This is a genomic window from Myxococcota bacterium, assembly GCA_039030075.1.
In the GTDB taxonomy this organism is placed as follows: Bacteria; Myxococcota_A; UBA9160; order UBA9160; family SMWR01; genus JAHEJV01.
Genome location: JBCCEW010000017.1, coordinates 50,811 through 67,951 on the forward strand (window position 1 = coordinate 50,811; position 17,141 = coordinate 67,951).

The 17,141-nt window shown below is 69.4% G+C and carries 19 protein-coding genes; 13 read left to right on the forward strand and 6 right to left on the reverse strand.

The window, feature by feature from the left end:
• Nucleotides 1-12: 12 nt before the first annotated feature.
• From AAF430_17495 to AAF430_17520, 6 genes are read right to left on the reverse strand one after another with little or no spacing between them, the layout of a single operon-like run.
• The gene (locus AAF430_17495; protein MEM7412026.1) at nucleotides 13-885 is read right to left on the reverse strand and encodes an SDR family NAD(P)-dependent oxidoreductase; all 873 of its coding nucleotides are present in this window, start codon (nucleotides 883-885) and stop codon (nucleotides 13-15) included.
• Nucleotides 882-2,093, reverse strand: coding sequence for a CoA transferase (locus AAF430_17500; GenBank protein MEM7412027.1), 1,212 nt, complete (start codon nucleotides 2,091-2,093; stop codon nucleotides 882-884). Before AAF430_17500 ends, AAF430_17495 begins: the two co-directional genes overlap by 4 nt.
• A gap of 51 nt (nucleotides 2,094-2,144) precedes the next feature.
• Nucleotides 2,145-3,503, reverse strand: coding sequence for an MmgE/PrpD family protein (locus AAF430_17505; protein ID MEM7412028.1), 1,359 nt, complete (start codon nucleotides 3,501-3,503; stop codon nucleotides 2,145-2,147).
• Nucleotides 3,500-4,189, reverse strand: coding sequence for a TetR/AcrR family transcriptional regulator (locus AAF430_17510; protein MEM7412029.1), 690 nt, complete (start codon nucleotides 4,187-4,189; stop codon nucleotides 3,500-3,502). Before AAF430_17510 ends, AAF430_17505 begins: the two co-directional genes overlap by 4 nt.
• Entirely contained in the window at nucleotides 4,186-5,028 is an 843-nt protein-coding gene (locus tag AAF430_17515; protein ID MEM7412030.1) for an alpha/beta hydrolase, read from the reverse strand. Before AAF430_17515 ends, AAF430_17510 begins: the two co-directional genes overlap by 4 nt.
• Nucleotides 5,025-5,405, reverse strand: a complete 381-nt coding sequence (locus AAF430_17520; GenBank protein ID MEM7412031.1) for a hypothetical protein — start codon at nucleotides 5,403-5,405, stop codon at nucleotides 5,025-5,027. Before AAF430_17520 ends, AAF430_17515 begins: the two co-directional genes overlap by 4 nt.
• A gap of 92 nt (nucleotides 5,406-5,497) precedes the next feature.
• Here AAF430_17520 and AAF430_17525 point away from each other — a divergent pair, with 92 nt between their 5' ends.
• The 13 genes from AAF430_17525 to AAF430_17585 all read left to right on the forward strand — a co-directional run bounded on the left by AAF430_17525 (nucleotide 5,498) and on the right by AAF430_17585 (nucleotide 17,137).
• Nucleotides 5,498-5,992 (forward strand): MaoC family dehydratase, encoded by a 495-nt coding sequence (locus tag AAF430_17525; GenBank protein ID MEM7412032.1) that lies wholly within the window; start codon nucleotides 5,498-5,500, stop codon nucleotides 5,990-5,992.
• Nucleotides 5,989-7,191: an acyl-CoA dehydrogenase family protein gene (locus tag AAF430_17530; protein ID MEM7412033.1), complete on the forward strand. Its 1,203-nt coding sequence runs from the start codon at nucleotides 5,989-5,991 to the stop codon at nucleotides 7,189-7,191. The genes AAF430_17525 and AAF430_17530 overlap by 4 nt, the downstream gene beginning before the upstream one ends.
• A gap of 3 nt (nucleotides 7,192-7,194) precedes the next feature.
• The gene (locus AAF430_17535) at nucleotides 7,195-7,680 is read left to right on the forward strand and encodes a MaoC family dehydratase (protein ID MEM7412034.1); all 486 of its coding nucleotides are present in this window, start codon (nucleotides 7,195-7,197) and stop codon (nucleotides 7,678-7,680) included.
• A gap of 20 nt (nucleotides 7,681-7,700) precedes the next feature.
• Complete coding sequence (locus tag AAF430_17540; GenBank protein MEM7412035.1) at nucleotides 7,701-8,609, forward strand: CoA ester lyase; 909 nt, start codon at nucleotides 7,701-7,703, stop codon at nucleotides 8,607-8,609.
• A 28-nt stretch (nucleotides 8,610-8,637) separates the two neighbouring features.
• Entirely contained in the window at nucleotides 8,638-10,059 is a 1,422-nt protein-coding gene (locus AAF430_17545; protein ID MEM7412036.1) for an aldehyde dehydrogenase family protein, read from the forward strand.
• Nucleotides 10,060-10,072: 13 nt separating this feature from the next.
• The gene (locus AAF430_17550; protein ID MEM7412037.1) at nucleotides 10,073-10,819 is read left to right on the forward strand and encodes an SDR family oxidoreductase; all 747 of its coding nucleotides are present in this window, start codon (nucleotides 10,073-10,075) and stop codon (nucleotides 10,817-10,819) included.
• Between the two features lie 59 nt (nucleotides 10,820-10,878).
• On the forward strand, nucleotides 10,879-11,817 hold the full coding sequence (locus AAF430_17555) for an oxidoreductase (GenBank protein MEM7412038.1): 939 nt from the start codon (nucleotides 10,879-10,881) through the stop codon (nucleotides 11,815-11,817).
• Nucleotides 11,818-11,825: 8 nt separating this feature from the next.
• Nucleotides 11,826-12,575, forward strand: a complete 750-nt coding sequence (locus AAF430_17560) for an LLM class flavin-dependent oxidoreductase (GenBank protein MEM7412039.1) — start codon at nucleotides 11,826-11,828, stop codon at nucleotides 12,573-12,575.
• A 19-nt stretch (nucleotides 12,576-12,594) separates the two neighbouring features.
• Nucleotides 12,595-13,425: an enoyl-CoA hydratase gene (locus AAF430_17565; GenBank protein ID MEM7412040.1), complete on the forward strand. Its 831-nt coding sequence runs from the start codon at nucleotides 12,595-12,597 to the stop codon at nucleotides 13,423-13,425.
• A 24-nt stretch (nucleotides 13,426-13,449) separates the two neighbouring features.
• Nucleotides 13,450-14,724 (forward strand): hypothetical protein, encoded by a 1,275-nt coding sequence (locus tag AAF430_17570; protein ID MEM7412041.1) that lies wholly within the window; start codon nucleotides 13,450-13,452, stop codon nucleotides 14,722-14,724.
• 128 nt (nucleotides 14,725-14,852) lie between these two features.
• Nucleotides 14,853-15,818 (forward strand): SDR family NAD(P)-dependent oxidoreductase, encoded by a 966-nt coding sequence (locus tag AAF430_17575; protein MEM7412042.1) that lies wholly within the window; start codon nucleotides 14,853-14,855, stop codon nucleotides 15,816-15,818.
• A 30-nt stretch (nucleotides 15,819-15,848) separates the two neighbouring features.
• Nucleotides 15,849-16,292 carry a hypothetical protein gene (locus AAF430_17580; protein MEM7412043.1) on the forward strand — a complete coding sequence of 148 codons (444 nt, stop codon included), beginning with the start codon at nucleotides 15,849-15,851 and terminating at the stop codon, nucleotides 16,290-16,292.
• Nucleotides 16,289-17,137, forward strand: coding sequence for an LLM class F420-dependent oxidoreductase (locus AAF430_17585; GenBank protein ID MEM7412044.1), 849 nt, complete (start codon nucleotides 16,289-16,291; stop codon nucleotides 17,135-17,137). The genes AAF430_17580 and AAF430_17585 overlap by 4 nt, the downstream gene beginning before the upstream one ends.
• Nucleotides 17,138-17,141 lie beyond the last annotated feature (4 nt).

Genomic DNA, 17,141 nt, shown 5'->3' on the forward strand with positions numbered 1-17,141 from the left:
GGGCGCCCTCCCCTAGCTCGCGTCGCCGGACAGCAGTCGACCGATCACGCCCGTGACGTCGTAGCGCTCGTCCTCTTCACGGTACGGCGCCTGCGCGTCGAAGGCCTCGCGGATCTGGTTCCAGCGCGCCTCGGCGTAACGTCGCGCCTGGGAGTGGGTGACGATGATCGGCGCGCCGGCCTCCACCCCGTCTACGATGCGTGCGCCGATCGGCCCGGCCTCCATGCCGTGGGCCTGCACCTTTCCGGAGAACGCGTCGGCGTCACCGGCGCCGCCGAAGCGATCCGGTCGGTGCCGGGTCGCGTTCCACAGCCCGGTATCGACCATCCCCGGGCACGCGAGGCTCACACCCACATGGTCGGGGAGTTCGCCGCGCAGTACATCGCTGAGCCCGAGCAACGCCGCCTTCGAGGCGGAATAGAAGCCCATCCCGACATGAGCCAGGCCGAGGCTGTGCTCCGAGCCGGTGTTGCAGATCCAGGCCGGCTCGCCCTGCGCGACGAAGTGCTTGCCGAAGACGGCGCAGCCCTTCCAGACACCGACGAGATTCACCTCGAGGATCCAGCGCAGGTCGTCGGCCGAGCCTTCGAGCAGTGGGGACGGTGCGCCGACGCCGGCGTTGTTGAAGAGCAGGTTCACCCGCGGCAGCTCGGACGCGGCGGCTTCGGCCAGCGCCTCGATCGCGCCCGACTCGGTCACGTCGCAGGCGTGGCCGGTCGCCGTGACGCCGAGGGCGGCGACCTCCTTCGCGACCTGGGTCGCTGCCGCGCCGTCGATGTCCGCCACGGCCACCGCGCAACCGCGGCGACCCAGCTCGAGGGCGATCGCGCGCCCGATGCCCGAGGCACCGCCGGTGACGACGGCGCCTCCCCCTTGCACGTTCATCGAGATTCCTTTCCCGGTTCGGTCGCTGCCTCGATTCCGAACTCGCGCAGGATCTCCGCGCGATGCTCGTCGAGGGTGGGCGGGCGCCGATGGATGCCCGCCTTGGTCTCCGTGAAATGGATCGGCGTCCCCGGGAGCTGCACGGACGGGTTGTCCCCGGGCAGCTCGACCTCGGGCAGCATGTCGCGTGCGGCCACGTGGGGGTCGGCGAAGATGTCCTCGGCGGTCTGCACCGGACCGATCGGGACTTCGCCGCCGAGCAGCTCCACGATCTCCTGCCGCGTGCGCGCCTGGGTGAACTCGGTAACCACACCGATGGTGAAATCGCGATGCTTCGCGCGGCGCAGCACGTCCGAGGTTCGCTCGTCGGTGACGAGGTCCTCGCGGCCCATCACCCGACACAGCTTCTCCCAATGCACGGGACCGGGCGCCGCGATCGAGATCGCGCCGTCCTTCGCGGGAAAGACGTCGAAGGGGCAGAGCATCGGGTGTCCGGAACCGCGCGGCGTGACGACCTTCTTGTCGTAGCTGTAGTTCCAGACGATCAGCTCCGAGAGCGCCAGGATCGAGTCGTACATGCCGACGTCGACGAACTGTCCCTTCCCGGTGCTCCTTGCCGCGTGCACTGCCGAGACGAGGCCCAGGGCCATGAGGGTCCCGGGGTAGATGTCCCCGATGCTGGTCCCGCCCGGCATCCCGTGTCCGCCGGCGGGCCCGTTGATGGCGGCGAATCCGCCCATCGACTGGGCGACCACGTCGAAGGCCGGCCAATGGGCGTAGGGGCTCTCGCCCGTGCGCGGATCGCCGAAGCCGCGGATCGCCGCGTAGACGAGGCGCGGGTTGCGCTCCTTGAGGACGTCGTAGCCGACGCCCAGCTTGTCCATCACGCCGACCCGCGCGTTCTCGACCACGGCGTCGGCCTGCTCGGCCATGCGCAGGAAGAGCTCCCGATCTTCCGCCTGCTTCAGGTCGAGTTCGATGCTGCGCTTGCTGCGATTGATGCTCGCGAAGTAGCCACCGTAGTCGCAGCCCTCTCCGTCGGGCGGTCGCGGTGGCAGACCGCGGCTCATGTCGCCGCCGCGCGGCTCCACCTTGATGACGTCCGCCCCCAGGTCGCCCAGGAGCGCGGTCCCGAACGGTCCCGCCAGCGCCTGGGAGAGATCGAGGATGCGGATGTCCGAGAGCGGTCCCGTGCGTTGCTGTTCCATGCGATGCGTCGCCTCCCGGTCTTCGTCCAATCCAGGGTGGTCGGTCGGTGATCAGTGCGAAGGAGTCGTCGTCGTCAGCAGGTCCGCAGTCCGCGCCTGCCCTTCGAGGGAGCGGACGCCGTCGCGCAGCGCACCGCTCGCGGCTTCTCCGATCGCGGGCACCGAGAGGCGCTCGAACTTGGCGGAGAGCCGCTCGCCCTGCCGCGCGAGGTCACGCTCGGGGCGGCCCGAGTCGAAGGCCTCTTCGAGGACGCCACTCGCGTGACGCACGGAGACGTGGGCGTGGGTCGCGGCGGGCGTGCTCTCGTCCCCGATCACCGTCACGCGATCGCGCATCGCCACCACCACCGGGTCCGACATCGTCGCTTCGCAGAAGGTCTCCGGGGCCTCGGTGGCCCGGCCCAGGGCAGCGAGCGCCGCCGTGACCCGGAGGCTGAACTTCCCCTCGAGCCCAGTCGTCGGCTCGGGGATGTGACACACCCCGAACAGCCCCGGATGCACACGCACCTCGATCGCCTCGATCTTCTCCGGGTCGAGACCGGCTTCCGCTCGAAAGCGCCCGATCGTCTCGATCGTCGAGTGGGTCAGGTAGCAGGCCGCGTGGTACTTGAAGAGGGTGTCCGGCGTGTGGAAGCGATCCGTCTCGGCCGCGAGGGCCTCCAGCGTCGGCGTCTGGCCGGCATGGGTCGCATGGAAGCCCTGGGGCACCTCAAGAATCGAGGGGTTCGCGGTGAACCCGCCGCGCGCGAGACTCGCCGCCACGAAACCCGCGGAAGCGGCGCGCCCGGCATGCAGCGGCTTCGCCATCGTGCCGAAGCCCGACTTCAACCCCGCCGCCTGGGTCCCGGCGAGGCCGAGCGCATGGCGCCAGCCCGTTTCGTCGAGGCCGAAGAGATGAGCGCAGGCTGCGGCCGCGCCGAAGGTGCCGACCGTGCCCGTGTTGTGGAAGCCGGCTGCGTAGTGCCCGCCGCCGAGCAGGCGCCCGATGCGGGCCTGCACTTCGAAGCCCGCCACCAGCGCGGTCAGGAAGTCGCGACCCGACGCGCCGGTCACCTCGGCCGCGGCGAACACGGCGGGCAGCACGGCGACCGACGGGTGGCCGCCCATGGCGGCGGCCGTGTCGTCATAGTCGAGGGCATGCCCGGCCGCGCCGTTGAAGAGCGCCGCGGTGGCCGCCGTCGCGCGCGCGGACCGACCGATCAGGGTCGCCTGGGCGGACGCTTCGGGTGTCGCGACTTCGCGTACGACGATCTCGCTGAGTTCCTCCCGCGCGCCCGCGAGGGCGCAACCCAGGAAGTCGAGCACGCAGTGTCGCGCCACGTCGCGCGCCGCTTCGGGAATCGTCTCGTAGGAGAGCGCGCGCCCATAGCGGGCCAGCGCCTCGGTCACCGGAGCCGGGGTCTCGCTCATCGGTTTCTCCTTTGGGGATCCACCCCCAGATTTCGGGAATCCGCACCGAGTCTTCGGGATTCCGTACCCAGATGCGCGCGCAGCGAGTCCTTCACGCTCGCCGCGACGGCTTCGAGGTCGAAAGCGCCGGGGTCGGCCATCCACTGGAAAGCGACACCCCGCAGCATCCCGACGAAGAGTGCCGCCTCGGCGTCCGGATCGAGGTCCGAGCGGACTTCCCCCCGCTCGATGCCCTCGGTGATCGAGCGGCGAGCGCTGGCGCGAAAGCCATTGTTGAGGTCGGAGAAGACTTCGTTGATCTCGGAGACGGGTCCGAGCGACTCGCCCATCAGCACGTAGAGCGTCCGCATGCGGTCTTCCCGCAGCACCAGCTCCTTCAGGTAGGTGTCCGCCGTGGCGCAGAGCGCCTCGATGCCCACGCGGTCGTCGACCGCCGCCACCAACTGATCGCTGTAGAAGCGGCCCGTAAAGCGATCGACGAGATCCCGCAACAGGCCTTCCTTCGACCCGAAGTGGTGGCTCACGAGTCCGCCGGTGTAGCCGGCCTCCTTCCCCACCTGGGCGAGCGTCGTCTTCGTGTAGCCCTGACGCGCGATCAGACGACCCGCCGCCCGCACCATGCGGCGCGCGGCCGTCGCCGTACGCTCGGCCTGGGAACGACGTTCGCGGGGCGCCGGTGCGCTCACCTGCGCACCTTTTCGAGCACCGGCCGCAGCGCGGCCAGAAAACGCTCCGGGTCTTCGCACATCGGGAAATGACCCAGACCGGCCATCGTGGCGTAGGTCGCGCCCGGGATCTGCTGGGCCGTCGCTTCGCTCGCCGAAGGAGTGGCCGTCCAATCGAACTCCCCGGTCAGCATATGCACGGCGCACTGGCCCGTGTCGATCCCGGCAAGCTCTTCGGGCGACATGTGGTGGTCGACGCTGTAGTAGTAGAGGTCGCCCTTGAAGACCGGCGGCGCCCCCTGGCTGTAGACCCACTCGGTCTCGCGGCGGTAGGCCTCTGGCGCCGTCGACGCGGTCAGGCCATACATCATGCTCGCCTTGAACGCGTTCGACACGCGCGGGTGATTCATGATGTCGAGGTAACCGCCGGGCGTGGCCGCAGACGCCTCGAGGCCGATCACCGCGCGAAACGCGTCCGGATGATTCGACGCGAGGTCGAGCGCGAGGTGCCCTCCGATCGAGCTCCCGATGTAGACCGGGCGTTCGAGTCCGAGGGCGCGCGAGAGCGCCAGGGGCACCGACATCAAGAAGTCCTTGGTGAGCTTGTACTCCTCGCTCCACCACGCCTGGGACGTCGGCGGCAGCGACTTGCCGTGATACGGCAGGTCGTAGGCGATGACGCGGAAGTCGCGGGTGATCTCGTCCGACTCGAGCAGGTGACGCCACTGACTCCCGTGGGCGCCGGCGGTGTGCTGACAGAGCAGCGGTACGCCTTCCCCGGCTTCTTCGAAGTACACGCGGTGTTCGACGCCCGCCAGCTCGAGATGGACGTAGCGGCCAACGATCGCATCCAGGCTCATCCCGACTCCTCCTCGTGTCGCAGAGCCGACATCAATTGGACGAGACGTCGCAGCGCCGGGTAGTAGGCGGCGTACGCCAGCGGATCCTCGGGGAGACGCACGTCGTGGTGGATCTGGGCCCCGAAGAGATCCTGGTAGAAGGGACGCGGTTCACGTGCGAGCAGCCCTTCCCAGTCCGACTCGGGCGCCGAGACGAACAGATCGCATGCGCTCTCCGCCCCAGCCGTGTCGATGTCGACCAGGCGACCCTCTTCGAAGCGCAGCAGGCGCGAGGCATCGCCCGTGTCGAGGCGCAGGCGCGCGGTCCAATGGCGGCTGGCGACCTGGAACTCCGGGTCCCGGTTCACCCGCTCGGGAAGCTGTTGCCAATCCAGCATGGGGGCCTCCTGTGGGTGGCTGGGATCTTCTCAGAAATTTATTGGTTCATCAATCAATTTCTGATACAAAGGCGCTGGAAGGAGCCCTCCCCATGGCCGACCCGGACTTCTCGACCTTTCCCCTGCGCAAAAAGGGCAACCAATACCAGGACTTCGAGAAGGGCCAGCAGATCCCCCACCACTGGGGGCGCACCCTCTCGGAGGCGGACGGGCTGCTCTTCTCCACCCAGACGCTGCGCTTCAACCCCCTCTACTTCAACCGGGAGTACGCCCAGGCGCTGGGCCACCCGGGCCCGGTGATGGACCCGCTCCTGGTGCTCTGCACGGTCGTCGGCCTCTCGGTGGAAGACCTCTCCGAGGCCGGCGGGCCATTCCTCGGCATCCACCAGATCGAGTTCCACACGCCGGTGTATGCGCAGGACACGCTGACCGCCCACAGCGAAGTCGTGTCGAAGCGCGAGTCGGAGAAGCGCCCGACGATGGGCATCGTCACCTGGCGCACCGAGGCCCGAAACCAACGCGACGAGGTGGTGGTGAGTTACGAGCGCACCAACCTGGTCGCCAAGCGGCGAGAGGAGACGTCGTGAGCGCGTCCCACCCCTTCCTCACCGAGAAACGACTCGAGATCCAGGCGCGGGCCCGACGCTTCGCGCAGGAAGAAGTCCTCCCCGTCGCCAACGAGCTCGACCCGCAACAGCGGGACATCCCGCAAGAACTCTTGAAGCGCATGGGCGAGCTCGGCTACTTCGGGATCACCATCTCGCAGGAGTACGGCGGGATGGGGAAAGGCGTCTTCGAGTACGCCCTGATCGCCGAAGAACTCGCCCGCGCCTGGATGAGCGTGGCGAGCATCATCGCACGCGCCCAGGGCATGGGCACCCAGGTGGCCGACCCGGAGCGCCGCGACGAGCTCCTGCGACGCAGCGCCCGGGGCGAATGGATCGGCGCCGCCGCACTCTCGGAACCCAACGTCGGCTCGGACCTCGCGGGCGTCGAGTGCTGGGCCGAGCGCGAAGGCGACGAATACGTCATCACGGGCGAGAAGCGCTGGTGCGGCAACGCACTCGGTTCCCACTTCATCCAGCTGCTCGCGCGCACCGAGCACCCGGCCCCGGGCGAGCACCGCGCGAAGGGCATCCAGAGCTTCATCCTCGAGAAGCCGCCGGGCGAGTTCCCGCGCGGCATGACCGGCGAGCCGATCCCCAAGATCGGCTACCACGGCATCACCAGCTACGCCTTGCATCTCGACGGCGTGCGGGTCCCAGCCGGAAACCGCATCGGCGCCCGCAGCGCGAGCCAGGCACGCAAGGGCGCCGGCGGCGCGTTCAACGCCACGATGCAGGGCCTCGCCGTGGCACGCATCCACACCGCCGCGCGCGCGATCGGCCTCTCGCGCGGCTCGCTGGAAGACGCCCTCGCCTACGCCCAGGAGCGCGAGCAGTTCGGCAAGCCGATCGCGTCGTTCCAGGCGCTGCGCTTCAAGCTGGCCGACATGGCCACCGAGATCGAGGCCGCACGGTCGCTGATGTACCTCGTGGCCGACCAGGTCGACCGAGGCCTGCCCGTCGAGAAGGAAGCCGCGATGGTGAAGCTCTTCGCCACCGAGATGGCCGAGCGCGTCACGTCGGCGGGTCTCCAGGTGCACGGCGGCAACGGCTACACCACCGAGCGCGCGGTCGAGCGCTACTGGAGAGACGCGCGCCTCACGACCATCTTCGAGGGAACCTCGGAGATCCAGCGCAAGATCATCTCGGACCAGCTGCTGCGCAAGCCGCGCGGAGAGTGAGCGATGACCACCCCCCTGCCCGCCCCGACCGGCGACGACAACTACTTCGAGGACTTTCAGGCCGGTGACCGCATGCGCCACGCGCGCGGCTGCACCGTCGACGAAGTCGAGAACCAGATGCTCACGAAGCTCGTGATGAACACGGCCGATGGGCATTTCAACGAGCAGAAGATGGCCGCCCTGCCCTTCGGCCAGCGGCTGGTCTTCGGGCTCATCACCGGCTCCCTCGTCATCGGGCTCGCGACCCAGGACACGGGAGAGAACGCCCTTGCCGAGCTGCGCCTCGACGGCCTGCGCTTTCGCGCCCCCGTCTTCCACGGTGACACGCTCACCGCCTACACCGAAGTCCTCGAGACGCGCGACGCCGACCGCGACGACGCGGGCATCGTCCGCTTCAAGCACTGGGGCCTGAAGCAGGACGACACCGTCGTCTTCGAAGGCGAACGCGAGGTCTTGATCAAACGCCGCTCCCACTGGGTGACGGCCTGAACGCCCCGACAGGAGATCCGATGACCCAAGAGCGCCTGCGCCGATCCGAACTGGCCGTTCCGGCCGCCAACCCGAAGATGATCAAGAAGTCGGCGGCCAGTGCCGCCGACCTCGTGTTCCTCGACCTCGAGGACGCCACCGCTCCCGCCCTCAAGGAAGAAGCGCGGAAGAACGTGGTCGACGGCCTGAAGACCCTCGATTGGGGTGACACCCTGCGCGCGGTCCGCGTCAACTCGGCCGACACGCGCTGGGCCACCGACGACGTCGTCGAGGTCGTCACCCAGGCCCACGAGCACCTCGATATCATCATCATCCCCAAGCCCTACGCCCCACGCGACATCTGGTTCTTCGAGACCCTCCTCGATCAGCTCGAGCAGAAGCTCGGCATCCCGCCGAAGATCCAGTTCGAAGCCCTGATCGAGGAGTCGAAGGCGCTCTCGTGCGTGGAGGAGATCGCCGCCTGCTCGCCCCGCCTCGAGGCCCTGATCCTCGGCTTCGGAGACCTCGCCGCGAGCCTCGGCTTTCGCACGGGTCATGCGAGCGGTGACGACGCGTACCCGGGCGATCCGTGGCACGCGGCCCGGAACCGGATGATCTCTGCCTGCCGCGCCAATGGTCTCGATCCGATCGACGGCCCCTTCGCGAACTTCACGAAGCCCGATGCCTACCGCCGCGAGGCGACCTGGGCGAGCACGCTCGGTGCCGTGGGCAAGTGGTGCATCCACCCGAGCCAGATCGAGATCGCGAACGAAGTCTTCGCCCCCACCGACAAGGAGATCGCCTTCGCCCAACAGCAGGTCGACGCCTACAAGGCGGCCACCGAGAGCGGCGAAGGCGCCGGCAGCACCGGCGGCATGTTGGTCGACGCCGCGTCGTTGCGACTCTTCCAGGCCGTGCTCGACCGCGCCAAACAGTGCGGCCGACTCTAGAGCGCCACGCGCGCACGAGGAATTTCCCATGAAGGAAACCTGGCAGCACTTCATCGACGGAGAATGGGTCGCCGGCAAGAGCGGCGAGATCCTCGATTCGAGCGATCCGGCCACCGGTGCCCACATCACGAAGATTGCGCGGGGCAACGCCGCCGACGTGGACCGCGCCGTGGCCTCGTCGAGAGCCGCAGCGTCCGAATGGCGGGCCATGCTGCCGATGGACCGGGCCCGCCTGATCACCGAGATCGGCCGGGCGATCCGCGCGAACACCGAACACCTCGCCGAACTGGAGAAGCTCGAAACGGGGAAACCGGCGTTCCAAGCGCCCCTCGAGGTGGAGTCCTCGGCGCGCTACTTCGAGTTCTTCGGCGGCCTCGTCCACACGCTCGAAGGCGAGACCCTCAACGTGGGCCCTCACCTCCATTCCTACACTCTCCGCGAGCCCTTCGGCGTGATCGGCGTGATCACGCCCTGGAATGCGCCCCTCACCCAGGCCGCACGCGCGATCGCCCCGGCCCTGGCCGCGGGCAATGTGGTCGTCTGCAAGCCCTCCGAGTTCACCTCGGCGAGCACGCTGGAGCTCGCCCGCATCGCCCACGAAGCGGGCCTGCCGAAGGGGGTGTTCAACGTGGTGACTGGGACCGGCCCCGAAGCGGGCGCCCCGATCGTCGAGCACGCCGAGGTGCGCAAGGTCGCCTTCACCGGCTCGCTGCGGGCGGGCAAGGAGATCGGACGGGTCGCGGCCGACCGGATCCTCCCCCTGACCCTCGAGCTCGGCGGCAAATCGCCGAACCTGGTCTTCGCCGACGCCGACATGTCCAAGGCCGTCCCGGGCGCCCTGCGCGGCTTCGTCGCGAACGCCGGCCAGATCTGCAGCGCGGGGACGCGGCTGCTGGTCGAGAAGAGCGTGCACGACGACTTCGTCGCCGCCCTCGTCACCGCCGCCGAGACGGTCAAGCCCGGCCAGATGATCGGGCCCCTGACGACCGAGGCTCAGTACGAGAAGGTGCAGGGCTACTTCGAGACGGCGAAGCAGGAGGGCGCGACCGCGGCGGTCGGCGGCAACCTGCCCGACGACCCCGCGCTCGCGGGCGGCTACTTCGTTCCGCCGACCGTGTACACCGGGGTCCGCAACGACATGCGCATCGCCCGCGAGGAGATCTTCGGGCCGGTGGCGTCGGTGATTCCGTTCGGTGACGAGGACGAAGCCATCGCCATCGCGAACGACTCGGACTACGGCCTCGCTGCCGGCCTGTGGACGCGCGACATCTCACGGGCCCACCGCGTCGCCGCCCGCCTCGAAGCCGGCCAGGTCTACGTGAACGACTGGATCGCCGGTTCGATCGAGCAGCCCTTCGGCGGGTACAAGCAGAGCGGGTACGGACGCGAGAAGGGCATCGAAGCCCTTCACCACTACACCCAACTCAAGTGCGTGACCATCACGCTCTAGGGAGGATCCCCCCATGACCCGATTCCAGGACCAGCGCGTGATCGTGACGGGTGCGGCTTCCGGATTTGGACGCGAGCTCGCGAAGGCGTTCGCCGAGGAAGGAGCGCGGGTGCTCGTCGCCGACCTCGACGAGGCCGGCGCGAAGGACGTGGCGGCGACCCTACCCGGCGCGATCGCTTGCGGTGTGGATGTGGCCGAGGACGCCCAGAACCAGGCCATGGCCCAGGCCGCGGTGGACGCCTGGGGCGGGATCGACGTGGTCTGCCCGAACGCGGGCGTCCCCCACCGCATGTCCGCGCTGATCGATCTCTCGGTGGAAGACTTCGACCGCATGTTCGCGATCAACGTCCGCAGCGTGTACCTGGCGGCGAAGCACTGCGTGCCCCACATGAGCGAGGGCGGCGCGATCGTCAGCACCGCTTCCATCGGCGGACGCCGTCCCCGCCCCGGCCTCACGGCGTACAACGCGTCGAAGGGGGCGGTGATCACCCTCACCCGCGGCCTCGCAACCGAGCTCGCCCCGAAGATCCGCGTGAACTGCGTCAACCCGGTGTCGGCGCCGACCGGTTTCGACAAGAACGCCGTGGGCATCGACACACTCCCCGATGCCCTCGAGGCCGACGTCGTGAAGGGAATCCCGATGGGACGCCGCGCGCTTCCGACGGACGTCTCGAGCGCGATCCTGTTCCTCGCCTCGAAGGAAGCCGGCTTCTTGACCGGCGTCTGCCTCGACATCGACGGCGGTCGCAGCATCCAATAGTCCGAGGCGGGTCTTCCTCTCGCTCGCCCCACCCTTTCCCCCAACGGAGGAATCGACCGATGGCATGGACGACCCAGGACATTCCCTCGCAGGAGGGCCGCGTCGCGGTCGTGACCGGCGCGAACGGCGGCCTCGGCTTCGAGACGGCACGGGCCCTCGGACGCGCGGGTGCCACCGTGGTGCTCGCGGCACGTCAGCCCGAGAAGACCGAGCGCGCCGAGGCGAACCTGCGCAACGAACTCCCCGACGCGCACTTCGAGGTCGTCCCGCTCGACCTCGGTTCCCTCGCCTCGGTGGAGGCCGCCGCGAAGGAGATCGCTGCCCGCCACGCGAGCGTCGATCTCTTGATCAACAACGCGGGGGTGATGGCCATCCCCGAGCGCAAGACGGCCGACGGTTTCGAGATGCAGTTCGGCGTCAACCACCTCGGCCACTACGCCCTCACGGCACGCCTGCTCCCGAATCTGCTCGCCGCCGACGCCGCACGCGTGGTCTCGGTGACGAGTACGGCGCACCACTTCGGCCGTGCCGTCGACCCGCAGAACCCCCATCTCGAGGGTCGCTACGGCGAATGGACCGCCTACGGCCAATCGAAGCTCGCGAACTTCCATTTCGCCCTGGGGCTCCAGCAGCGCTTCGCCGACGCCGGCGTCGCTGCAACGAGCCTGCTCGCCCACCCGGGTCTCTCGGACACGAATCTCCAGAGCCACAGCGTCTCCGAGACCGGAGGAGCCGCCATCTCGCGCTTCTTCCACTGGCTCGCGGGCAGCACGGGCATGGACGCGGCCACCGGCGCGCTTTCCCAGCTGCGCGCCGCGACCGACCCCACCGCCAAGGGCGGCGACTTCTACGGACCGCTCTTCGTGAACAACGGACCGCCCGTCGTGAAACCGATCTTCCGTCGCCTGGGCCTCCAATCCGCGATCGACGCCCTCTGGCAGGTGTCCGAGCGAGAGACCGGCCTGCGCCTCGAGATCCCGGGGGCGTCGCCGGCGTGAAGCTCGGGATGGCACTGCCGATCTTCGGCCTGGACGGCGGAGAGGTCGCGCCGCACCAATGGCGCGACGCCGCGCAGGAGATCGAGCGGCAGGGCTACGACTCGATCTGGGTCTTCGACGCCATCGGCCGCGGTTTTCCATTGCCCGACCCGTTGATGGCCCTGACCATGGCAGCCACCGTGACCGAGCGCGTCGAGCTCGGCACGGGCGTGCTCCAGACCGCGATTCGCAACGCGGCCGAGATCGCCCATCGCGTCCTCACCCTGGCGCGCGTCGCCGACGGACGCCTGCTCTTCGGCGTCGGGCCCGGTTCCACCGCCGACGACTTCGCGGCCTTCGGCGGGGACTACGCGGGCCGGGGCCGCCGCTTCGCCGAGCAGGTTCCGGTACTCGAGGCCCTGCTGACGACGGGAAAGCACGAGGGTGTGGACCTCTCGCCCTGGCCCGGTGTCGCGGGTCGGGTGCCGCTCTACATCGGCGCCTGGCGGGGCGGCTGGATCGAGCGCGCCGCGCGCGACCACGCGGGCTGGATTGCGTCGGCCATGCACAACGACGACACCGCGCTGGCCACCACGCTCGCGCGCTTCCGCGACGCCGGCGGGCGCCGGGCCATCGTCACGAACGTGCAGCTGGGCGCCGACCTCGCGCCGGCGATCGAACGCGTGCAGCACCTCGGCGCCCTCGGGTTCGACGACGTGGTGGTCCTCGACCTCACCCCCAGCTTCGAGCGAATGGCTACCCTGCGCGCGGCGCTGTAGAGCGCGCCGGGAGGCCCCCATGCGCATCGATACGGGCACCGAAGAGCTCCTCTGCGAGATCGAGGACCGGGTTGCGACGGTCACCTTCAACCGGCCCGAGAAGCGCAACTCGCTCAGCGACCAGCTCAGCCCGGCGCTGCGCGAGCTGCTCCTCGTCCTCGAAGCCCGTGCCGACGTCGGGTGTGTCCTGCTGACCGGTACCGGCCCGGCATTCTGTTCGGGCGGAGACGTGAGCGGCATGGGAGCGTCCCCGGACGCGCCCCACCCCACCGACGCACCGAAACGCACCCCCGACGACCGGGTCGCGGAGCTGATCCGCAAACAGGAAGCGCTCACGCTCCGCCTCTACGAGCTGGCCATGCCCACCGTCGCCGCGCTCCCCGGGCCCGCCGTTGGCGCCGGCTTCTCGATCGCCCTCGCCTGCGACCTGCGTGTCGCGAGCCCCGGCGCCTTCCTCTCCTCGGGCTTCATTCGCATCGGGCTCTCGGGCGACTACGGCGCGAGCTGGTTCCTGAACCGACTCCTCGGTCAGGCGAAGGCGAAGGAGTTGATGTTCTTCTCGGAACGCATCGGCGCCGAAGAGGCCCAGACCCTCGGGCTCGTCAACGCGATCTTCCCCGAGGAGAGCTTCCGTGCCGACGCCTTCGACTACGCCGCGCGCCTCGCGCGCGGCCCGGCGCTCGCCCTGCGTCGCATGAAGCGCAACCTCAACCGCGGCGCGGACATCGGCCTGCGGGAAGCGCTGGCGCTCGAAGCCGAACACATGGTGATGAGCTTCGAGACCGAAGACGCCCGCGAAGCCGTGCGCGCCTTCCTCGAGAAGCGCGCTCCCGAGTTCCGCTACCGCTAAGCAACCCGCAGAGAGGACGCGCGCATGTGGAAGAACGCCCTCTGGTTCGCGGCGGGGAGCCTCGTCGGCGGGCTGGTCGTGTTCGGGTGGGGACTGCGCATGGAGACCGCACCCCCCGCCCGGAAACACGCTGCACTCGAGGGCAGTCTCGAGCGCCTCGCCGACGCCGTCCGCGACGCGGGCCAGTTCGTGCGGGGCCACCTCTGGTACGGGTCCGAACGCGAACAGGCCGAGGCACACCGCCACGTCGTGCGGGCCCTCGTCTCGGCGCTCGAGAGCAAGGCGTTGACCGATCCGGACTTCCCGGATTTCGCGGAGCTCGATCCGCGCTCGAAGGGCGGAATGGACAATCCCGACCAGCGTTACCTCGGTGCCAGTCTGCGCGGCGACGCCGTCTACCGCGTGTTCGGCGACCGCGGCTCGAGTCGGCGTCTCGACTTCACCCTCTACGGCGAGGACGAGCTCTCGAAGTCGATCTCGACCCTCACGACCGATGCGCTCGTGGTGGACGACGACGGAGGCTTCGAAGTGTTCATCGGCGGCGCACCGCGCGAGCACAACTGGCTCGCCTCGCGGCCCGGAACCGTGCGCCTGCTGGTCCGCCAGATTCACTCGGACTGGTCGACCGAAACGCCGGGGAGCATCCACATCGATCGCGTCGACGGAGAGCGGCCGACCTACCCGCCCTTCTCGCCCGCGATCATGGCCGAACGACTCGACGACGCGACGACGACGTTCGCGCGCAACGTCCGCCGTTGGCCCGAGTTCAGCCGCACCCGGTTGCACGCGCTTCTCCCCGAGAACGCCCTCACACCGCCCCGTGACACCGGGACCGAGGGGGGGCTCTCCGGGCGCCTGATGGTCGGCGGACACTACGAGCTCGCAGACGACGAGGCGCTGTGGATCACGACCTGGCCGAGCGACGCCGCGTACCAGGGCATCCAGCTCGGACACCACTGGTGGGAATCCCTCGACTATGCGAACCGACAGGTCAGCCTCACGGCCGACCAGGCCCATCGCAGCTCGGACGGCGCCTTCCATTTCGTGGTGAGCGCGCGCGACCCGGGCGTCGCGAACTGGCTCGACACCGAGGGCTTTCGCCGCGGCGTCGTGATGCTGCGCTACGACGGACTCGGGCTCGACGCTCTCCCCGAGGACGAACACCCGGTAGCGCGACGGGTGCCGCTGGACGCGCTCTGGAGCCTGCTCCCCGCGGACGAACCCCGCCTGGGCCCGGAGGAGCGGGCCGCCGCGGTCGCCGAGCGCCGGCGGCACGTGCAGGCGCGATTTCGGCACTGAACACGGATCGGCGCCGAGAAGCGTGTCGCGACCTGCGGCGAATGCCTTGCGGCACGCGGCGCCCCCCGAATAGAGTGGCGGTCGCTCGGCGCCCGCCCCACTCCACCCGAACGACCAGGAGCCACCTCATGACGCCTACCGACCGCAGTGCTTTCGGCCACGACACCACCACCGAAGAAGTCCTCGAAGGGCTCGACCTCACCGGCCAGCGCGCACTGGTCACCGGCGGCTCGGGTGGACTCGGCGAAGAAACCGCGCGTGCGCTCGCGGCGAAGGGGGCCGAGGTGATCGTGACCGCCCGTGACCTCGCCAAGGGTGAGGCCGCCATCGAGGGGATCCGCAAGGCGACGGGCAACCCCAAGGTGTCGATGGAAGCCCTCGAGCTCGACTCCCTCGACAGCATTCGTGCCTTCGCCGACCGCTTCCTCTCCCGGTACGACGCGCTGCAGCTGCTGATCAACAACGCCGGTGTGATGGCCTGTCCGCAGGGGAAGACCCAGGACGGTTTCGAGATGCAGTTCGGCACCAACCACCTCGGCCACTTCCTGCTGACGGGCCTGATCGCCCCGGCGCTCTTGCGGGGGGCGCCCGCGCGCATCGTGTCGGTCAGTTCGCGCGGCCACCAGATGTCCCCCGTCGTCTTCGACGACATCCACTTCGAGAACCGCGAGTACGAGAAGTGGTCCTCCTACGGGCAGTCGAAGACCGCGAACATCCTGTTCGCCGTCGGCCTCGAGAAGCGACTGGGCGACCGCGGCGTGCACGCGAACGCGCTGCACCCGGGCATGATCGCGACCGACCTCTCGCGCCACATGCGCAAAGACGACTACGAGTTCCTGCGGGAGCGAGCGGCCTCGCGCGGTGCGTCGAAATTCAAGAGCGTGGAAGCCGGCGCAGCGACGAGCGTCTGGGCCGCGTCCGCGCCCGAGCTCGAGGGTCGCGGCGGTCTCTACCTCGAGGACTGTCACGTCGCCGGAGTGGACGACGCCGAGAACGCGGCCGAGGGCGTGCGCGCCTACGCCTTGGACCCGGAAGCCGCCGAGCGGCTGTGGGGCGTGTCCGAAGCGGCCGTTGGCCAGACCTTCTCACTCTAGGGAAACGGCCATGTCACAGGTTCTTCGGTCATGAGTCGCTCCTGGATTTCGTGGATCCTCGTCGGCGCGCTGCTGCTCGTCGTGTTGTTCTTCGCGAGTGCTTGCGTGTACTCGTGGTGGGTCAACCCGGGCGTCGAGCGGGAGCTCCGCGAGGATCCGGACGGGGATCGCGCCCAGAAGGTCATGCTGCTCACCCTGCCGTCGGGGAAGACGATTCCGGTGAACTACCTGCGCGAAGGCGACTTCGTCTACGCCGGCGCCGACTTTCCCTGGTGGCGCAGCATCCCGCCGGAAGGCGGCCCCGGGACGGTCTTCATCCGCGGAGAGGAACTCACCGGCACCGTGCGCGCGGTGACCGACGACCCCGAGCGCCGTGCCGACGTCTTCAGCCGCCTGCGCCCCGACGCGGTCTCGTGGGCCGGAACGCTGGTCGTCGTGGAGCTGGACGAGGCGGGAGCCGACGCCACCGAATGAAGATCGGCGTCTCCCTCCCGGTTCGCGAGCTGCGCGACGACCTCGGTGCGATTCGGGCGTTCGCGACCCTCGCCGAAGAGCTCGGCTTCACCCACCTGCGGGTGCCCGAACAGATCGCGCGCCGCGACTCGGGGCACCTCCACGAGCCCCTGACGCTGCTCGCGTGGGTGGCGGGCTGCACCCGGGCGATCGAGCTGTGCCCGTCGGTGCTGGTGCTCCCAGCGCGGCAGACCGTGCTGGTGGCGAAGCAGGCCGCGGAACTCGACCGGCTCTCGGGCGGCCGCTTGCGCCTCGGCGTGGGTGTCGGGGGCCACCGCCGCGAGTATCAGTCGCTGGGGATGGACTTCGATACCCGCGGACGTCGCTGCAGCGAACAGATCCAGCTCTTGCGCCGCCTCTGGACCGAGTCCGAGGTGACCTTCGAGGGAGAGTTCGATCGCGTCCGCAAGAACGGCATCGACCCGCTCCCCGTCCAGCAACCGATCCCGATCTGGATCGGCGGCGCCTCGGTGCCTTCGGAACCCGTCCTCGAGCGCATCGGCCGCCATGCCGACGGCTGGTTCGCGATCTGCGCACCCGAGCAGTTCGCCGAGCTGCGCGCGCGCATCGACGCGCACGCGCGCGACGCAGGTCGCGACCCGGCCACGATCGGCGCCGAGAGCGGCGTGGGCATCTGCAACCGCAGCGAAGCGGAGTGGACCGAACTGGTGCGTCAACGAGCCGCCACGGGCGTCACGCACCTGTGCATGCGGACGCTCGGCGCCGAATGGACCGCCGACGAGCACCTCGACGGCCTGCGCCGCATCCGCACGGTGCTGGATTCGCTCTCCGACCTCGGAAACTGAGAGC

What these genes read in the sequence shown, in the direction of transcription:
- AAF430_17545 (MEM7412036.1), top strand. Translation starts at nt 8,638, where the DNA reads ATGAAGGAAACCTGGCAGCACTTCATCGACGGAGAATGGGTCGCCGGC.
- AAF430_17550 (MEM7412037.1), top strand. Translation starts at nt 10,073, where the DNA reads ATGACCCGATTCCAGGACCAGCGCGTGATCGTGACGGGTGCGGCTTCC.
- AAF430_17525 (MEM7412032.1), top strand. Translation starts at nt 5,498, where the DNA reads ATGGCCGACCCGGACTTCTCGACCTTTCCCCTGCGCAAAAAGGGCAAC.
- AAF430_17495 (MEM7412026.1), bottom strand. Translation starts at nt 885, where the DNA reads ATGAACGTGCAAGGGGGAGGCGCCGTCGTCACCGGCGGTGCCTCGGGC.
- AAF430_17585 (MEM7412044.1), top strand. Translation starts at nt 16,289, where the DNA reads ATGAAGATCGGCGTCTCCCTCCCGGTTCGCGAGCTGCGCGACGACCTC.
- AAF430_17520 (MEM7412031.1), bottom strand. Translation starts at nt 5,405, where the DNA reads ATGCTGGATTGGCAACAGCTTCCCGAGCGGGTGAACCGGGACCCGGAG.
- AAF430_17540 (MEM7412035.1), top strand. Translation starts at nt 7,701, where the DNA reads ATGACCCAAGAGCGCCTGCGCCGATCCGAACTGGCCGTTCCGGCCGCC.
- AAF430_17535 (MEM7412034.1), top strand. Translation starts at nt 7,195, where the DNA reads ATGACCACCCCCCTGCCCGCCCCGACCGGCGACGACAACTACTTCGAG.
- AAF430_17505 (MEM7412028.1), bottom strand. Translation starts at nt 3,503, where the DNA reads ATGAGCGAGACCCCGGCTCCGGTGACCGAGGCGCTGGCCCGCTATGGG.
- AAF430_17565 (MEM7412040.1), top strand. Translation starts at nt 12,595, where the DNA reads ATGCGCATCGATACGGGCACCGAAGAGCTCCTCTGCGAGATCGAGGAC.
- AAF430_17515 (MEM7412030.1), bottom strand. Translation starts at nt 5,028, where the DNA reads ATGAGCCTGGATGCGATCGTTGGCCGCTACGTCCATCTCGAGCTGGCG.
- AAF430_17580 (MEM7412043.1), top strand. Translation starts at nt 15,849, where the DNA reads ATGAGTCGCTCCTGGATTTCGTGGATCCTCGTCGGCGCGCTGCTGCTC.
- AAF430_17575 (MEM7412042.1), top strand. Translation starts at nt 14,853, where the DNA reads ATGACGCCTACCGACCGCAGTGCTTTCGGCCACGACACCACCACCGAA.
- AAF430_17570 (MEM7412041.1), top strand. Translation starts at nt 13,450, where the DNA reads ATGTGGAAGAACGCCCTCTGGTTCGCGGCGGGGAGCCTCGTCGGCGGG.
- AAF430_17500 (MEM7412027.1), bottom strand. Translation starts at nt 2,093, where the DNA reads ATGGAACAGCAACGCACGGGACCGCTCTCGGACATCCGCATCCTCGAT.
- AAF430_17560 (MEM7412039.1), top strand. Translation starts at nt 11,826, where the DNA reads ATGGCACTGCCGATCTTCGGCCTGGACGGCGGAGAGGTCGCGCCGCAC.
- AAF430_17555 (MEM7412038.1), top strand. Translation starts at nt 10,879, where the DNA reads ATGGCATGGACGACCCAGGACATTCCCTCGCAGGAGGGCCGCGTCGCG.